Genomic DNA, 16928 nt, shown 5'->3' with positions numbered 1-16928 from the left:
AAGGATGTGTAACTGATATAAAGCCTTGTTGTAGTTTAATCAGGAAAAGCCAATCCTGTCCTCGGATCACGGATATATAACCCTAGTGTGAGACTACGTATTACTTCATCCCAAACGGGTGTTAGTTGTTCTGCTTGATCTGCCCAATACTCAAATGTAATCAAGCACTGCACATTTGAACCCAAACCTATGCAAATCCGCGAAAAAGCTTCCCGTGGTTCTTCTTGAGTGTCGATAAACTTCATTTCTGTCCACACAATCCTGGCGGTTTGGCGCTTAACGGTAATGATTTCCCCTTTCTCAATGACGTTGCGACTGTCATCTTCTACCACTTTTCTCAAGGTGGCTTTGAGGGGAAACAGACTCCAGTCATTGGGGGGTAGACGATTGAAGGATACTTCTAGGCAGCAATCATCTTGAGGTGGTTTTCTATCGCGGAACTTGAAAGATTTTGCTTGTGGCTCAAAAAACCAATTCTGGGGAACATTGAAGCGAACAGCGCCCCGATCTGCTACAAAGATTTGATAGCCTGATGGAGCCTCCCAACGATGATCAGGTTGTAGTTCAAGCGTTTCTTTAATCCACTGGAGATTGTTTTTTTTACGCTTTGCCATAGTTCTTTTGCAAATATGCGGTTTTGGCGATCGCCCACTCTATTAATAGTATCAAATCCCTAGTGCGTGCAATGTACGTAATCGATAGCAACGCCGCTTTGGGTAGCATCTGATTCAACAGGCGCAAAAACTTGCACCCGCACAAAACTGTGATCGTTGGTTTGATTATACCAACTTACTTATTTAAAATACTTTTCAGTTGACGTTTTATAAAGTTTGGATAGACAATCATGTGTTGAATTATACGATTACTTAAAGGTAAAAATTGTTCATAATAACGGTAGCATCGTTTATGCAAAAAATAGCCTTCTTTGGCAAAATGCCAAGGCTTGAGAGGCCCTATAAAGTGAATAATTTTGATATCTATATCAGATACACACGGAAATGATATTCCCGTTTCAGAGACTTTAGTATAGTGTGAATGACTTTTATCGATTTCTGAAACAAAAGTATTGTAAGGTTTAGGAAGATTATCTTTAATAGAATTTCTCCAACAAATTATATTAAAAAAACCCTGATCCGGGTTTTTAAAAGAATGCCACCCGTATTCTTCTGCCAAAGAGAAAAACTCTTGCTTTAATTTACCATTTCCCCAATACTCCATATCGAACAAAACGACTCCAGTATTTATACAATCAGCCGATTGAGGAACTCCTTCTTTTTGCATAACCAGATTTGGATCTACATATTCAATTGATAAATCCCTTTGAAATCTTCTAGCTACCAAATGTCCTTCCATTTCAAATAGAGGTGTGAGATTGCCAAGAATAACTGTATCTCCATCAAGATATAAAACTTTCTTGTAGTGGCTTAATAGATGTATATAAAATATGAAATATACTCCTATACCCAAATCTTGCCGCAAACCTAACTGTAGTTCTGAAGGATCAATGACTATGATTTCACATCCTGCAAACAACTGTCGAATTGCCAAGGAATCATCGTCAATAATTACAGCAATAGGAATATTAGGGTTAGAACGGCGACAGCTTTCAATTGTGATTCGCATTCCCTTGGCGGCGTAATCCCAATTATGCTTAACGCTTCCTGCTAAGAAGACACAGTAAGGAGAATCTGGAAGAGATTCTTTTTGAGGACTTTGTTGTGTAATCATCTCTTTATCATCAGTAATTCAACTATCGATTATAAGTTTCAGCATATACAATTGGCAAAGTAATATTACATAAAATATACATAACGGTATAGGGTGTTGCTTAACATAAAGTTGACTTCACCCATCATTGCGATGATCACCACTACAATCCAGAGCAGCATAATCTTTATGAATAATCGCCGAAATTTATCGTGGTGTTGTTTTTGAGTAAAATAACTTAGGTTATAAGAAGCAATATGTAAGCTATGAAGAGCGCACTTTAACCATGTGTAATTATCAAAGTAATTTTATTTCTTCAATTCTCCAAATTTAATATTCTTAAGATAAACATACCTGTTCTGCAACTCCCGAAAATTACTTTCAATCAATGGAAAAAGTTTTTCAGGAAATGGTTCATTTAAATCAACTGGATTAAATTTTTGTATCTCTTTTACAGAACGGATTGTTTTATATACAGCTACGTGCTTGATATATTTTAATAATTCATTGATCAAGTCTTTGCTATTACTTGCATTTTCTGCTAAATGAATTTTGGACTCTATAATCTCAACTATTTCTTGATGATTTTTCAAGATGAATTCTTTTTCTATGACATCACTTGCAGCTTCAGGTAACACAACATTTTGTTCAGGACTCAGAGACTTAATTCTCTTCCACATGACGTTATCTTTCTCTAGCCTCAAATATATAGGCCAGTAAAATTCAGATATTTGTCTTTCTATCAACTCAATCTCTGCGTTATGTCTAGCTATAGCAATCTGATTTTCTAGCTCAGAGATTTGTTGCTTTTGTTGATTTTCTAATTCAGCAATAAGTTGTCTTTGGTAATACTTTTCATTAGTTTCATTTTTAAATATTTCAAATCTTTTGTTAAGCCAGTAGCCTGCTAACAAAACAATGCCACCAAGCAAAATTTTATCAATAACTAATTCAATAATTTTTTCATTAATAGCCATTTAAAAATTTTCTCCCCAGTCCAATATGGAAATATCAATAATTTCACGATTGTAACTAAGAGAAGGGAAAATGCACATAAGTAATATTACAGATTTATATCAGTCGGGTTTGATTTAGCGATCGCTGAAATTTATCGCGGTGTAGTTTTCGATTAAAATAGCTTGAACAAGTGATAACTTTCACTACAGCAACCAACTAAACAAATCTTGAATAGTCAATTGAAGTTCACTGGCAAATGAGGGTACAGATATGAGTGCATCTGGCTCATCAAACACTTCTGTTTCTTGTTGAGTATGGTAAACAAATACAGTTTGCTCATCAGTGTCAATTAACCAACCCATTTGAGTACCATGTTTCAAACAATGAAGGATATTTTTAGTTACTTTTGTCTGACTTTGATCAGGTGATAAAATTTCAATTGTCCAGTCGGGAGCAATAAGAAAAGTATTAGCAATTTCCCCATTCTTTTCGTGGGGAATCCGACTCCAAATAAAAACCGAGATATCAGGTACAGTTGAACGACCGCCAAATGTGCAACGCAGTTCTGAAAATGCTCTGGCAATTTGTTTAGGTTTAAAGATTATGTTGAAATTAGTACAAAATTCAGTTTGAATTGCGCTGTGCTTTCCTTGCGGCATAGGTTTTTGGATAATTTTACCTGCTATGTATTCACTGGCGGGTTCTGTTTCTGGTAAGTTCAGAAACTCGTCTAATGTGATGGGTTTAGATGGGGTCTGTACCATTAAGACTACCTCGCAAAAGGGAGTAACTGGATTTGTGTCTATTGTATATTATTGCAATTTATATTGTTGCGATCGCCTCTCTATCCACCTGCAACTTTATCCTTATTATATTGAGCGATCGCTTGTCTTCCAAGCTCATCATTCTATAATTAAAGTCAAGTATTGCTCAATTTCACGAATATAGTCGTCCAAACCAGTATGCACACCTCTTTCGCGTAAAATTTCTAAACTGGTATCTTCCCAGCACAGACATTCACGTTCCATCTTATTACCTGTTAGTTGTTCAACTACTATTTTTGGATTTCTAATTCGTTCAGGTTCTTCCTGTGAAGTAGAGCGTAGTCTGTGTGAATCTATGCAAGGATCAAAACTCAGTTTAGTTCTGATTGCTTCTAAAAGTTGTTCTTCTTGCTGATTAGAAGAAATAAATCCATTTAAAACCCATGCTTCACGTTTTGGGTTAGCCGTACCAATTATAATTCCTAGTTTTGGCTGTAGCTCGATATGTTGAGAACGTGCTTGTTCAATCCCTTCTCTTCGTTCTGGTTGGTTGTCTAAATCACGGATCAATAAAACAGCCTTAATATGTCGTGTTCTTTGCAAAAACCTAATTAAATTAAGCACCTTAATAGATGCTGCTCCATCAGCTTTAAAAGGGACACCATTACTATCATGACCTAGAAATCTTGAAGGTTTATATTTTAGCTTTTCTTGGGCATCATCAATAATTTTAAGAATGTCTCTCCAGCAGGAATATTCTGTTTCTTCCTCTAATCCTCTCCATTGAAATATATGTTGTATTAGCTCAGGTTCTAACCAATTAATTTTTTCTAATAAAACACGCTCGGCTAATTTAGTAGCAGTTCTAAAATCTGCACCACTTTCAACTATGACAATGAACTCAATCACTCACTTCTCCTTCCACAACCCATTCTTCACCCTCAGCATCCCAAAATTCACCAGTTGTTAAGGTTTGCTTTGCCCACTCCACATCAGGATGTTCATCTAAGCGTTTAGAAACTGTGAAACCTGAGTTACTGTTATTTAATATATGTACTTGAGAAGGAACAAGCTCATCAACAATATATGGTGAATGAGTAGAAAAAATAATTTGTAGATTTGGATTATCTGCAATAATTTCTTTAAACACAGTCATTAATTCGCGTTGAGCTTTGGGGTGAAGTCCCTGTTCCACATCATCTAGTAAAACTAAATTAGGTTGATTAGGATTCATCAATACAGTTAATAATCCCAAAGTTAATATTGTACCTTCGCTAATTGCATGAGCAGGAATACGCTCGCCTGTATTCATGTTTAATATAACTTCTTGTCCTGTCATTTCCTGAGTTTCTTCATAGGAAATAGGTTTACCATCCACTTCAATTAAACGTTTGCGAACTACTGGCACTTTTGCTCGTTTTATGCCAATTTTTAGTACATTTGGTACAATCTTACTTAGATTTTCTTCTATTAATTCAAATTTGTCTGGAGCTTCATCACGCAAAAAATCTAAAGTTGGTGCTAGTGAAGACCCATCAAATTCTACTCTTGGTGTCTCTTCATCGCTATAAGCTGCTTTTGCAAGATTACTTGCTACTAACTTCAGGTAAACAGTGTGCCTTAAAGATTTACGAATGGCATCTGGAGAATCACTTAAAGAACTTGTCCATCCTTCTGATATATTTTCTGTTGCATTTATCTTCCATGATGCTTTCGGATACCAAGAATCATTATTTTCTTTCTGCCAAATATAGGAAGCTTGCCAAGATTGCCGATATTTCAATCCCCAAAAACCACTAGCAGTCACAGACATATTTTTCTCGCCAATTGTTGTCATGAATTGAGGAGATTTGTCATGTTGAAATATTCTGGCAAATGATGAATCAAAATTAGCAAGCCTACTAAGATTATGCAATGCTTGCAGCACCGATGTCTTACCAGCACTATTTTTACCTACCAGCCCATATAATCGGGAACTATCAAAATTAAGTTCTGTATATTTATGACTCTTAAAATTATGAAGTACAACCTTTTCTAGCATTTAATTGCTAATATCCTTCAAGATAGAAATAAATTTCTTGAATTATATCACTGCATGAGTAAATCAGGAAAATCATCCTCTAAGTCAACGCCTGATTAATCGCTACTGGTATCAGTAAGATTCTGTAGGGTGCGTCAGCATGAATTGATGTTGATGATGAAATAGTATACCCAGGCTGACGCACCTCACATTAGTGGTAGTTAAAATTTTTGCGCTTAAAATGAAATAATACTGAGATAATATACTGAACTATGTCTAATTATCGCAGAGTCATAACGTCTGGGGGTACTTTCTTTTTTACACAGGTAACTTACCAAAGAATCCCTTGGTTATGTAGCGATATAGGAAGAGAAAATTTGAGAAAGGCTATTAGGCGAGTTCAGCAACTTTATCCTTTCTCTCTGGATGCGATCGCCCTTTTACCAGAACATATTCATTGTATCTGTACTTTACCAGAAAATGATAGTAATTATGCTATCCGTTGGCGATTAATTAAAAGCTTTGTTACCCAAAGTTGTGCAGAACAGTTAAACATAACAGCAGAGATTAGTGAATCTCGCCAAAAACGCCAAGAAAGTAATTTATGGCAAAGGCGATATTGGGAACATTTAATTAGAGATGAAAAAGATTTTGCTAACCATTGCGATTATATTCATTACAATCCTGTCAAACATGGTTTATGTCAGTCTCCCAAAGAATGGCAATATTCAAGTTTTCACCGTTTTGTTAAACAAGGAATTTATTCAGAAGATTGGGGTACAGTTCAAACACCAAATATACCAGACAATATCGGTCGTGAATAACCCATATATTGTAGGGTGCGTCAGCATATATTCATTTTCGTGATGAAATCATCCACTCAAGCTGACGCACCCTACTGGCTTGCTAGTTACTACAAGATTGTTGTTCAGGAAATATAGGAACTGGATCGCCACAAATTATCAGATCGTAAAGCGCGCCACCTCCTCCTGCTAAGAAGACAAGTAAAATAATTTGCCAAACTTTCATTCCTCTAGCTCCTTTTTGTTTTGTAATAAACTAATAACTAACTGAAATTAAGCATCGGCAATGTTTTTATAAACATTGCTAACACGTTTCACAATAAAATAAGTTTTATAACTTTCAAGTTATTCATCACTCAGCCAAACTTTTAAGTTATACGTTAATTTTGTTCCAGCATCAAGCCAGTAGTGAACTCGAATATGTGATGCGGTTGTTTCAGCAACATGAGCATCACCACGGCCAGCACCAGGAACAGAAACACCTAAAACTTTAACCGAGGGTACTGATTTAACATTTTTATTGAATTCAATCCTGGTAATTTTTTTTCCGTTATAAGGATGGCTTTCATCACCACTTATACCAACTAATCCAGCTTCATAACTCATTGATGTATCTATAACAAGTCTTTCAGGCATATTTTCTCCAAAAACATTCATTTTAGACTCATATTCATATCTCAACTGTATGGATGAAAAGGTTATACATTCATCCTCTATTGAGTAGAAACACCCTACTTTATTTGCTTATTTGTATCCTAAAATAGTTACTTGAATGAAAAAAGCGGAAAAGAGCGGATAGTAAAAAAATTAGCAATAAGACGGAAAAATACGGTTAATCTCTGCTAAAATGCTTTGTGAAAGTTTACATTAACGTATATGCAAGTTCAGGAGCTATTACAATTTGTGGATGACGCTGTTTACCATAAGACAGGTAAGCATCTGAATGACTTGCAGCGTGGAGTGATTGAGGGAACACTAAAGTATCAAACTTATTCAGACATAGCAGACGCTTTTAACTGTAGTCCTGGTCATGCCAAGGATGTAGGGTATGAACTTTTGCAAATGTTATCTGATATTTTTGATGAGCCAGTTGATAAAGGTAATCTTAAATCAGTTCTAGAACGTCAACGAAATATCAATATCTCTCTAGGTGATAATAGTAGAATTGAAAGTAATATAATTGGCTGTATAAATTTTGGTTGGAAACAACCTAAAACTAAATCAAATAATTGCAATTATGATATTCCTAAGTCAGTACAAGATAGCAAAAATCAAGCTTATGCCAAAAAAATTGACAAATTGAGACATTTTGGTTTAAGTGATGAGCAAATTGCTGAAGCATTAGATTTACCATTAGAGATAGTCAAGCAGGTAAGTGTCGAAAAGTAGTCAAGATATTTATTATATTTACTTCTAGATTCGCATCAAAAATCAAATTAGCACAATAAAAACACACATCAAACTATGCCAATAAATTTCTGTTTACACTTATCAAATGTGACTTTGTTGATTTTTTCCAATGATTGAATTTGCTTTAACTTAGCGTTCTATTGTTGTTTTCTAAACAACTTTAACTCTGTTTATAAACTAACTCCATCTTTAACTTTTCAACCTCCAGCTTCAACCTTTCATTCTCCATTCTCAACTTAGCATTCTCCTCTTTAATAACTTCAATTTCATTCCTCTTAGTCAACGCCTGATTAATCGCCAACTTACGCATATCTAGCGAAAACCAACGCTGATAGGTTTGGGTATGCACTTGCACACTATGCCCTAAATTATCTGCCGCCGCTTTGATTGGTATACCTAAAATATGCGCTCGAATTGCCCAGGCGTGACGTAAATCATAAGGCTTGAAATCTAAGCCGATTTTGCGAAACCACCAACTAACTCGCTGTGTTAAAGCAGTTATCTCTGCATGATTACTTTTATCTTTTTTACTAATTGCTGTTGCTAACATCTCTAAATATTTCGGATTTCTTAAATCAAATTCATCAATCCATTCTTTATGTAAAGGTAATGCTTGTCTTTCACCTGTTTTACACTCTTTATCTACCTTCCAAGTTAAATCTACATTCTCTGAACTTAACCACCAATCAATATCAGGGTTAATAAATATTTCTCTAGGACGTAAACCAAATACGGCTAACATTCCATACGTCCAACGCCAGAGTTGCCAACTATCTTTGACATCTTGATTAACTTGATTACCTCTAATGTTTAAATACTCCTCAAACTTGGTAATTCCTAATAATATTTCTGCATCTGTGGGGAGGTTGCGGGAATTGCGATCGGGCATTTTGGAATATTGAGATAAATCAATTTCAATATTGAATGTTTGACAAAATGCAGATATCGCCCTCGCAGCATTATATTTAGCCCATTCTTTATCGATTTTTTCTATTGAGTTAATTAAATTTTCCGCAGTGGCTAAATCTTGAGGATTAGTGTATCTCTGGGTACGAGAAAAATAATAGAAAAAGGTATGTTCGCTTTTTGTGGTGCGTTTATGGGTTTTAAAATACTCTTCTGCAAATTTTTCTAATAAATCACCTATGGTTTTTACATCTTTTTTAGTCGCTTCTTTACCTAAATATTTATCATTCCATTCAAAGGTTTTACGAGCGATTAATTTACCTAATTCATAGGCTTCTTCCTCAGCCGTTTTGAGTCCATCTAAATTGGCGGGAATATTTAAACTGAGATTGTATTGCTTTCTCCCAGTTCCCTTTGTGTCGTTATCTCCAGGTTTAATTGGTAGCGTCGCTCTTAATTGCAGACTTCCATTTGATTCCCGAATTGATACTTTCGTCTTTGCAGACTTCAAACGCAGATTTACCTTATCTAGTTCCTGTAACACTTTTGCTCTCATATGCTCTCTTTGCTGCTGTGCTTGCAGACTTGAGCCGAGAAAGCTGCCGTCGGTAGATGAAAGTGGCTCTAAGTCTGCAAAGGCTTGTTGATATTTGTCTTGACCCTGATTTTGCATCGCTGTGGTATTAGCCTATATTTAGCCTAAAAATTAATTTGTTCTGGGTAAACAATGTTCATGAATAACAGTGCTTACTGCAAACAATAAGCCGTTGAAAGCCATTAAACCACAAAAAGGATTACTCCGGCCCTTATCACGGTTATGACGGATTTGCTATCTTCGCTCGTGATATGGATCTCGCCCTCAACAGCCCCACTTGGGACTTGATTGGCGCACCTTGGAAAAAAACCGCTACAAAAGCTAAGGCTGCTGCCTAGTTCCAAGAAATAGACGGATAGCCTGGGGTGTCTGCGCCCCAGGACACGAGGGAGGAATGGTGAATGCTGAATGCTGCATGAAATTTCATTCATTATTCATGATTCATCACTCGTAACTCCCTTCAGGGGAGTCAGTCACCCAGGCTATTGCAAAACATCACTTACTAAACCAACCAGCAAGCGTAGAGAGACAGACAAATGCCACAGAATCCAGATAGAATTGTAGACCACGTTGATCTATTCAAACAGCCAGAATACACAGAACTGTTTGAAAACAAGAGAAAGAACTTTGAAGGCGCACACTCTCCTGAAGAAGTTGAAAGAGTTTCTGAATGGACAAAATCTTGGGACTACCGGGAAAAGAACTTCGCTCGTGAAGCTTTAACCGTTAACCCCGCTAAAGGTTGTCAACCTGTAGGCGCAATGTTTGCTGCTTTGGGTTTTGAAGGTACTCTACCTTTCGTTCAAGGTTCTCAAGGTTGTGTTGCTTACTTCCGTACACACCTCAGCCGTCACTACAAAGAGCCTTGCTCCGCAGTTTCTTCTTCTATGACAGAAGACGCAGCAGTATTCGGTGGTTTGAACAACATGATCGAAGGTATGCAAGTTGCATACCAACTGTACAAGCCTAAGATGATTGCTGTTTGCACCACCTGTATGGCGGAAGTAATCGGTGAAAACTTCGGTTATTAAAGCAGAAATCATGGTATCCTAAAACCACCTAAATACGTAGTTTCAAGAGTAACACTCAAATTGCTTCTCATGAACAGACGTATTTTGGCTTAGGTTGTCTCATGATATTTAAGCAAGAAATAAGAAATGCCAAAAACAAGACTGCACAGGGTTTATAACGCTTCTACCGTCGATACAGAGCCTAAAGCCACTACAGACGGGTCATATATGGGAACAATGAAGCACGTACAAAAACAAACAGCCAAGAGTGAAGAACAGCTTAAATTGAAGCTTGAGGAAGCTAACGCACGGCTAAAGGCTGATAAGGCAAGGGTAAGTATTGTAAGAACTGGGGATGCACTCCAACTGCAAGCAACACTCCCATTAAAACCAGGGGACACTAGCAGAACTGGTAAAGAGGCAAAACAGTACAAATTATCGCTAGGAATTCCTGCTAATTTAAACGGTCTAAAAACTGCCATAGAAGAAGCCAACGAACTGAGTAAATTAATCGCACGTAAAACTTTTGAATGGGATGATAAATATTTAGGCAAGAAGCAGGATAAATTTGACAAAACATTTGGGGAACTGTTAGACAGATATGAAGAAACTTACTTTTGTAATAGGGAGAAAAATATTAGGTCTGAAAACACATTCAAGAATTACATGACGGTTCTTAAAAGATTTGACAGACAAATGTTGGCTACACCAGAGAACATCAAAGAACAGTTTGATAAGTTCCCCAACGAAAAGCCATCAATGAAACATAGGGTAAGTATTACTTTAAATTCATTCTGTGCTGCATTCGGAATAAATTTAAAGCTTCAATACAAGAAACCTCAGACAAAAAGAAGGTCAATTCCATCCAATTCGGATATCGAATCTAAGTTTTTAGATTGGGAAAAATACGCCACAGGTAGAAGAAATAAAAGAGAAGAACAAGCGGATAATTGGAAGGTTTTCAGATGGATTTACGGAATGCTAGCAACATACGGATGTCGCCCCGAAGAAATAATTTATTTACCAGATTTTAAGCACTGGTTGTCACCTAACAATCTTAAGTGGAAAGTTCATGAAGACTGTAAAACGTCAAACAGAGAAGCCCTACCGCTACACAAAGAGTGGATTGAATTATTTGATTTAAAAAACCCTGAAACAGTTACCTTGGTCGATAAATATATTAATGGTAGATGTGATTTACGGGGGAAAAGTACATTAATTCAATCAATATCTGACTGGTTTAAAAAGGTTAATGTTGGTTTTAAGCCTTATGACCTACGTCACGCTTGGGCAATTCGAGCGCATCTAGCAGGGATACCCACTAGAGCAGCAGCAGCAAGCATGGGTCATACGTTAGCAGTACATATGCAAATCTATCAAAAATGGTTTGATCAACAGCACGTAGAACAGGCATTCAGCCAAGCGGTGAATAAGAGAGATGAATTAGAAGAGTTAAAAGAAGAAAATACAATTCTAAAAGATGAAATAACAAGACTACAGTCTGAATTAGAGCGAGCAAAGCTAATTTTAGCAGAGCATCAAATACAGCAAGTATTGATTAATTAAAACTAAATACAGAAAACTAAAAGGGGTAGATACCCCCTTTTTTTATAACGACGTTAAACACATTGTGAATAACGTTGTGATTTACAACGTGTTTCTACATTGTTCTATTAGAGGGGGTAACGACTATCTAATAATACTATTTTTAGGCTTTAACCCTAGAAAATCCAAGCTACATTTTACTGATTGATGATTACCGAACTGTACATAAACTGTATTCACATCATATCTATTAATGTTAGTCACTTTACACCTACCTAACACCCTATGCCATAAATACCAATTACGGTTAAGGTAGCGGGAAATCAGGAGGTAGTCTAACGTGATTATTTCTGAATCTAGCATATACTTGCCTTGTGATTAATTTAAATCTGCATTATATATCTGCAATTGATATAACAACGTTATTATTGTTTGCAGATATATAATTTATTTAGACTTTTAACGTCAGCCAAAAGCTTATTCCACCACTTTAAACGAGGACATCTACAAGGCTGTTTATTTTTACTTCTGTCTATAAAATCAATGTATTTATCAGACGTTGCTAAAACAGCGATACCATACTCAAGGTTATCTATAGGGTAGTTGTCTATTATTTCTTTTATTGCATTATGAGCGTTATCATTACGTAATTCCAATTCATAACGAACGTGGTCATTACCTTCTCCTAACTGCAATGCTTTGTCATAAACTCGGATAAGTTTATCGCTTTCACGTCTACCGAAATAAACTGTTAAACCCTCACTAACACGTTGTCCTTTTTGAAAACTGTCTGAGTTATGAATAGAACCTTTTTTGAATCCGGTGAAGTTACCAGATTCATAAGCAGTGAGAAACCGCTTTAGCAGTCGAGGGTCATTGTAAACATCTACTGCTAGGTCTACTCTTGTGAACTTCACATCAGGGGTAGCTAGAAGCGTCTTTAAGGCGTGGTAGAGCTTTTGTAGGGGTAAAGACTTTAAGTAGCTCCCTGGAAGCGTATAGCGGTATGTACAGTCTGCTTCAAAGTCTTTATCAGGAGAGTAAAGCTGTTCAATCTCCACGCCTTGAGGGTTTCTAAAAATCACTTCTCTGATGTCAGTACCACAAGGGGGTCTTTTTTCACTAACTGGCTTAAAGGCATTTTTACCTACAAAAGATTCCCATCCTAGGGAGCCTATTAGAGGCTGAGAAGGGGGTTTTGAGTAGGGAATTTTTACTAAAAAAACTAAATCGTCAAAATGTGCTTGTAGTGTACGTTGTGGGGATTTTGACTGCACATCTGACCCGCTATTAGATAGGGGTTTGTCGTGCAAATTCAGAGAGGTTTTATCAGTCCCCTTGTTTTCCCCTAAGTCATAATCGTTATGACTTGCGGATTGTTGGATTAAGATGTTAGGATTCTGAAGATTTGATGAATTGCCCAAGGGTTCACTAAATCCGTGGTTAAAATTTTTATTCAAAGTCATAATAAAAAACCTTTTATTTACCCCCTAGCAGCTACCAACTGTCAGGGGGTTATTTTTTGTGTTTAGAATTCATAGGAACTCTTAAACACTTGAGTAGTATCTTAGTACCACTCCCCAGAAAAGCAAATCTACCAACTTTATGCCAACGGAAAAATATTAATTGCTGTATAGCTTGCCGTGTGAGGGATTAAAGGAGGTAGTTAAATACAACTAAACTGTTTAGTTTAGTTATCATCACTTCTCGAAGGAAAGGTTAAACCTATCTGTTGAATACTTCTATTAGAAAAAGTTATATTAACTACAGCCATCGTTGCAAGTAGACTTATAGGTCACAGAGAAATCAGTCAACTAAAGCCTAAAACTAGAGAATGTCAGGCAATAAGTTTTATTTATCTACTTTTTACAGCTTGGGATAGCTACCTACCCCTCTATAACAACGTTGTACATTAACAACGTTTTTCACAACGTGTAACACAACGTGATTAACGTTGTTTTTATCAACATGGGAATAAACACAAAAACCCATCAAGGTAATTCTTGGTGGGTGTGTTTTTGGTATTTAGTCAAAGTTTGTTTTTACGGCTGCTTATCCTGCTTTCTTGCCTCAAGCCATTGCCTAATAATTCTTGCTGCAAGGTTAGACACGCTTCTATCTTCCCCTTTTGCAATTGTCTCTAACTCTGATTTTTCTTCTTCTGTCAGGATTACCGTAATTGATGGGTATCTAGGCACTGCTTTAATTTGTTCCCTTTGTGAAATGTTCTTGACAAGTGTGAACAGTTCGGAACAATATTTATAATGTCATCCATTGTTCTGAACTGTCAGGAACATTATGTACAAATCAATAGCTAAAGTAAACCCCCGTTCGGTTGTTGCAATTGGGGTTAGCTTCACATTGGCGTTTTCTACGTTGTCACAACGTCCAGTAAAAGCTAACCCGGCTGTAATTGCACCGTTGGCAATATGCTCTACTGGCGTGGGATGTTTGTTGATTGGAGCCGTTGTAATAGGTACAGCAACTTATTACTTATGGGAATACGGCGGAGGTAAAAGGGTACTTGCTGACGCTACTGGCAACGTTATGAGAATGATCGACAACCCTGATAATCCAGATGAAATTGGCATTTGGGAAGACCCGCTAGATACGAGAAATGAAGCAAAAGCGGAAAACATCTGTAAGGCTAGGGCTAAAAAACTAGGGGCAAGTTACACCAAGCGTCAGCATCCAGTAACAAGAAAATGGATTTGTGTATTTGTTGGAGGAACGGGTAAATGAATCAAGGATACTCAATTGAATTGCCATGTACTCAATTTGTTGAAATGCCTTGTGTTGATTGTGAACCACCACCGTTATTTAGTGGCACTGTTCTATCAATGCCGTTACCAGCAAAGGAAGCGGTTAAACAGCTTCTAGATAACGACATGAAGGTAGGTAATGGCGATTTTAACCACACTTACACCGTTGGTCATTATGGTAATGAAAATCAAATTTGGGATTACAGCCACTATGAGATTTATGAACCAATAGACCCCAATCTACCATCAATGGTTGTCTTGCGTTACCGTCCCAGAAATCCAGATGCAGCAAAGTTATTTTATGGGGATTAAATAGCATGACTCAACAGCAGGTAATCATTAAAAACTATCGAATATTCACAGCATGGTTACAAGCCTTACTTGAGAAAGGATGTCCTTACTTACTTGCTGAATCTGTTGCAATAATTGTTGCAAACACAGATACAGATGAGCCAAACTTAGGTACTTTTGACGGCGAAAAAAGATTAATATCAATGGGTTTAAAATATCTGGTCAATATTCACCATTGATACTATTCTTACAGCGTCAACAATAAGCAATAATTAAACTGTTCTTACCACTGCAATATATTGTAGTGGTTTTATTGTGAGCATACCACCCCCCGCTATATCAACGTCGTTATTTACAACGTGTTTTACAACGTGTTTAACGTCGTGAAATACAACGTGATTAAACAATGTGATAATAAGATACATCTAGAAAGATACAAGCGGTATGTTGCTAGCTAATGACAACACATACAGTTTAGAACCTGTACAAAGTATCGTTTATAAAAGTTCCAATGGTACGGTTATTAAAAGTGTTTGCAATCACAATCTTATTCCTGGTTTAGATGCTAGTTTTTGCATTGTGTGTAGGGTTTATTGGGTTAATGAACATGAAATTGCAAAATACTATGCTAGGAAAAAGCAGGGGATTAACCATTAAATTTAACACGCTATAGCTACCTCCCTCCCCCCTCCTGTAGTAACAACGTGAATTCACAACGTAAATCACGACGTGAATAACAACGTGAATAACAACGTGAAATTACGACGTAAAAAAGAGGGGGGGACTTCTATTAATACAAAGCCACCTAAAACTGTAGGCTTCTACACTGAAATGTTGCCTTTATTCTTCTTAAGTAGAAAATAACTCAAGATTTAATCAAAAACTAAGAAATCAATTTACTGTTTTGATTGACAAATTAAGGTTAAATTTCAAAGCTTTAAGCAAAATATAAGCAATATAAACAGGCTCTACCGCAAAACTCTTGTGCAGCAATAGTTTTAGCGCATTTCTTATGTTATCGGTGATGACTTAGGCGCGTTCATCACCAACTCTAAGAACGCTGGTTCTATTCCTCAAGACTTCCCCGTTCCCTTCGCTCACACACCTAGCTTCGTTGGTTCTCACACCACTGGCTACGACAACATGATGAAGGGTATTCTTTCTAACTTGACAGAAGGTAAGAAGAAAGCTACCAGCAACGGCAAAATCAACTTCATTCCTGGTTTTGATACCTATGTTGGTAACAACCGCGAATTGAAGCGGATGATGAATGTAATGGGTGTTGATTACACCATCCTGTCTGATAGCAGCGACTACTTTGATTCACCTAACACTGGTGAGTACGAAATGTACCCAGGTGGTACAAAGCTAGAAGATGCGGCTGATTCTATCAACGCTAAAGCTACAGTTGCTCTCCAAGCTTACACCACACCCAAGACCCGCGAATACATCGAAACCAAGTGGAATCAAGAAACCAAAGTATTGCGTCCCTTCGGCGTTAAAGGTACTGACGAGTTCTTGACTGCTATCTCTGAATTGACCGGTAAAGCTATTCCTGAAGAATTGGAAATCGAACGCGGTCGTTTAGTTGATGCTATCACCGATTCCTACGCTTGGATTCATGGTAAGAAGTTCGCTATCTACGGCGATCCCGATTTGATTATCTCCATTACCAGCTTCTTGTTAGAGATGGGTGCTGAACCAGTACACATCCTCTGCAACAACGGTGATGATACCTTCAAGAAAGAAATGGAAGCTATCCTCGCTGCTAGCCCCTTCGGTAAAGAAGCTAAAGTTTGGATTCAAAAAGACTTGTGGCACTTCCGTTCCTTGTTGTTCACCGAGCCTGTAGACTTCTTCATCGGTAACTCCTACGGTAAGTACCTGTGGCGCGATACTAAGATCCCAATGGTACGTATTGGTTATCCTCTGTTTGACCGTCACCACTTACACCGCTATTCTACCCTCGGCTACCAAGGTGGTCTAAATATCCTCAACTGGGTTGTTAATACCCTTCTGGATGAAATGGATCGTTGCACCAACATCACTGGTAAGACCGATATCTCCTTCGACTTGATCCGCTAGAACTTAATTTCAGCGTTCTATTAAAAGGTAGAGATTAGGGACTGGGGACTAGGGAATAGGGACTGGGAAGGGA

At 37.2% G+C, this 16928-nt stretch carries 16 protein-coding genes and 3 pseudogenes; 9 read left to right on the top strand and 10 right to left on the bottom strand.

The features are described from left to right. Positions 1 to 35: 35 nt before the first annotated feature. The 6 genes from NOS7524_RS05885 to NOS7524_RS05860 all read right to left on the bottom strand — a co-directional run bounded on the left by NOS7524_RS05885 (position 36) and on the right by NOS7524_RS05860 (position 5469). Positions 36 to 614 carry a hypothetical protein gene (locus tag NOS7524_RS05885; protein ID WP_015137565.1) on the bottom strand — a complete coding sequence of 193 codons (579 nt, stop codon included), beginning with the start codon at positions 612 to 614 and terminating at the stop codon, positions 36 to 38. A 175-nt stretch (positions 615 to 789) separates the two neighbouring features. After that, positions 790 to 1728 (bottom strand): LPS glycosyltransferase, encoded by a 939-nt coding sequence (locus tag NOS7524_RS05880; protein ID WP_015137564.1) that lies wholly within the window; start codon positions 1726 to 1728, stop codon positions 790 to 792. Between the two features lie 287 nt (positions 1729 to 2015). Next, the gene (locus tag NOS7524_RS05875; protein ID WP_015137563.1) at positions 2016 to 2684 is read right to left on the bottom strand and encodes a hypothetical protein; all 669 of its coding nucleotides are present in this window, start codon (positions 2682 to 2684) and stop codon (positions 2016 to 2018) included. Between the two features lie 183 nt (positions 2685 to 2867). Next, positions 2868 to 3428: a Uma2 family endonuclease gene (locus NOS7524_RS05870; RefSeq protein ID WP_015137562.1), complete on the bottom strand. Its 561-nt coding sequence runs from the start codon at positions 3426 to 3428 to the stop codon at positions 2868 to 2870. A 138-nt stretch (positions 3429 to 3566) separates the two neighbouring features. Continuing rightward, a complete protein-coding gene (locus tag NOS7524_RS05865; protein WP_015137561.1) occupies positions 3567 to 4337 on the bottom strand; it encodes a hypothetical protein in 771 nt (256 codons plus the stop codon). Next, the gene (locus tag NOS7524_RS05860) at positions 4330 to 5469 is read right to left on the bottom strand and encodes an AAA family ATPase (protein ID WP_015137560.1); all 1140 of its coding nucleotides are present in this window, start codon (positions 5467 to 5469) and stop codon (positions 4330 to 4332) included. The genes NOS7524_RS05865 and NOS7524_RS05860 overlap by 8 nt, the downstream gene beginning before the upstream one ends. 251 nt (positions 5470 to 5720) lie before the next feature. Here NOS7524_RS05860 and NOS7524_RS05855 point away from each other — a divergent pair, with 251 nt between their 5' ends. Further along, positions 5721 to 6272 (top strand): REP-associated tyrosine transposase, encoded by a 552-nt coding sequence (locus NOS7524_RS05855; RefSeq protein ID WP_015137559.1) that lies wholly within the window; start codon positions 5721 to 5723, stop codon positions 6270 to 6272. 82 nt (positions 6273 to 6354) lie between these two features. Here the strand turns inward: NOS7524_RS05855 and NOS7524_RS30915 are convergent, their stop codons facing one another. Beyond that, a complete protein-coding gene (locus tag NOS7524_RS30915) occupies positions 6355 to 6477 on the bottom strand; it encodes a hypothetical protein (RefSeq protein WP_015137558.1) in 123 nt (40 codons plus the stop codon). A 119-nt stretch (positions 6478 to 6596) separates the two neighbouring features. Continuing rightward, a complete protein-coding gene (locus NOS7524_RS05850; RefSeq protein ID WP_051039182.1) occupies positions 6597 to 6908 on the bottom strand; it encodes a hypothetical protein in 312 nt (103 codons plus the stop codon). Positions 6909 to 7127: 219 nt separating this feature from the next. Between NOS7524_RS05850 and NOS7524_RS05845 the strand changes: the two genes are divergently transcribed. Further along, positions 7128 to 7640 carry a hypothetical protein gene (locus tag NOS7524_RS05845; RefSeq protein ID WP_015137556.1) on the top strand — a complete coding sequence of 171 codons (513 nt, stop codon included), beginning with the start codon at positions 7128 to 7130 and terminating at the stop codon, positions 7638 to 7640. A 181-nt stretch (positions 7641 to 7821) separates the two neighbouring features. Here NOS7524_RS05845 and NOS7524_RS05840 read toward each other — a convergent pair whose 3' ends face one another. After that, positions 7822 to 9240, bottom strand: a complete 1419-nt coding sequence (locus NOS7524_RS05840) for a site-specific integrase (RefSeq protein ID WP_015137555.1) — start codon at positions 9238 to 9240, stop codon at positions 7822 to 7824. A gap of 110 nt (positions 9241 to 9350) precedes the next feature. Here NOS7524_RS05840 and NOS7524_RS31145 point away from each other — a divergent pair. The 3 genes and pseudogenes from NOS7524_RS31145 to NOS7524_RS05830 form a co-directional block, all read left to right on the top strand. Beyond that, positions 9351 to 9500 (top strand): annotated as a pseudogene (locus NOS7524_RS31145) (nitrogenase molybdenum-iron protein subunit alpha); the annotation flags it as partial. 198 nt (positions 9501 to 9698) lie between these two features. Then, positions 9699 to 10181 (top strand): annotated as a pseudogene (locus NOS7524_RS05835) (DUF3364 domain-containing protein); the annotation flags it as partial. Between the two features lie 138 nt (positions 10182 to 10319). Continuing rightward, positions 10320 to 11738 carry a site-specific integrase gene (locus NOS7524_RS05830; protein WP_015137554.1) on the top strand — a complete coding sequence of 473 codons (1419 nt, stop codon included), beginning with the start codon at positions 10320 to 10322 and terminating at the stop codon, positions 11736 to 11738. A gap of 404 nt (positions 11739 to 12142) precedes the next feature. Here NOS7524_RS05830 and NOS7524_RS05825 read toward each other — a convergent pair whose 3' ends face one another. Beyond that, entirely contained in the window at positions 12143 to 13183 is a 1041-nt protein-coding gene (locus NOS7524_RS05825) for a replication initiation factor domain-containing protein (RefSeq protein WP_015137552.1), read from the bottom strand. 895 nt (positions 13184 to 14078) lie between these two features. On the opposite strand from NOS7524_RS05825, the gene NOS7524_RS05820 reads away from it, so the two are divergent. The 4 genes and pseudogenes from NOS7524_RS05820 to nifK form a co-directional block, all read left to right on the top strand. Further along, positions 14079 to 14459, top strand: a complete 381-nt coding sequence (locus NOS7524_RS05820; protein WP_235622403.1) for a hypothetical protein — start codon at positions 14079 to 14081, stop codon at positions 14457 to 14459. Further along, the gene (locus tag NOS7524_RS05815; RefSeq protein ID WP_015137550.1) at positions 14456 to 14791 is read left to right on the top strand and encodes a hypothetical protein; all 336 of its coding nucleotides are present in this window, start codon (positions 14456 to 14458) and stop codon (positions 14789 to 14791) included. Before NOS7524_RS05820 ends, NOS7524_RS05815 begins: the two co-directional genes overlap by 4 nt. Positions 14792 to 14796: 5 nt before the next feature. After that, positions 14797 to 15009, top strand: coding sequence for a hypothetical protein (locus NOS7524_RS05810; protein ID WP_015137549.1), 213 nt, complete (start codon positions 14797 to 14799; stop codon positions 15007 to 15009). A gap of 775 nt (positions 15010 to 15784) precedes the next feature. Then, positions 15785 to 16855, top strand: a pseudogene (gene nifK / locus NOS7524_RS05800) (nitrogenase molybdenum-iron protein subunit beta); the annotation flags it as partial. Positions 16856 to 16928 lie beyond the last annotated feature (73 nt).

It is taken from the genome of Nostoc sp. PCC 7524 (assembly GCF_000316645.1).
Taxonomy (GTDB): Bacteria; Cyanobacteriota; Cyanobacteriia; order Cyanobacteriales; family Nostocaceae; genus Trichormus.
The sequence above is the reverse complement of the archived record's forward strand: the minus strand, read 5'-3'. Positions and strand labels throughout refer to the sequence as shown.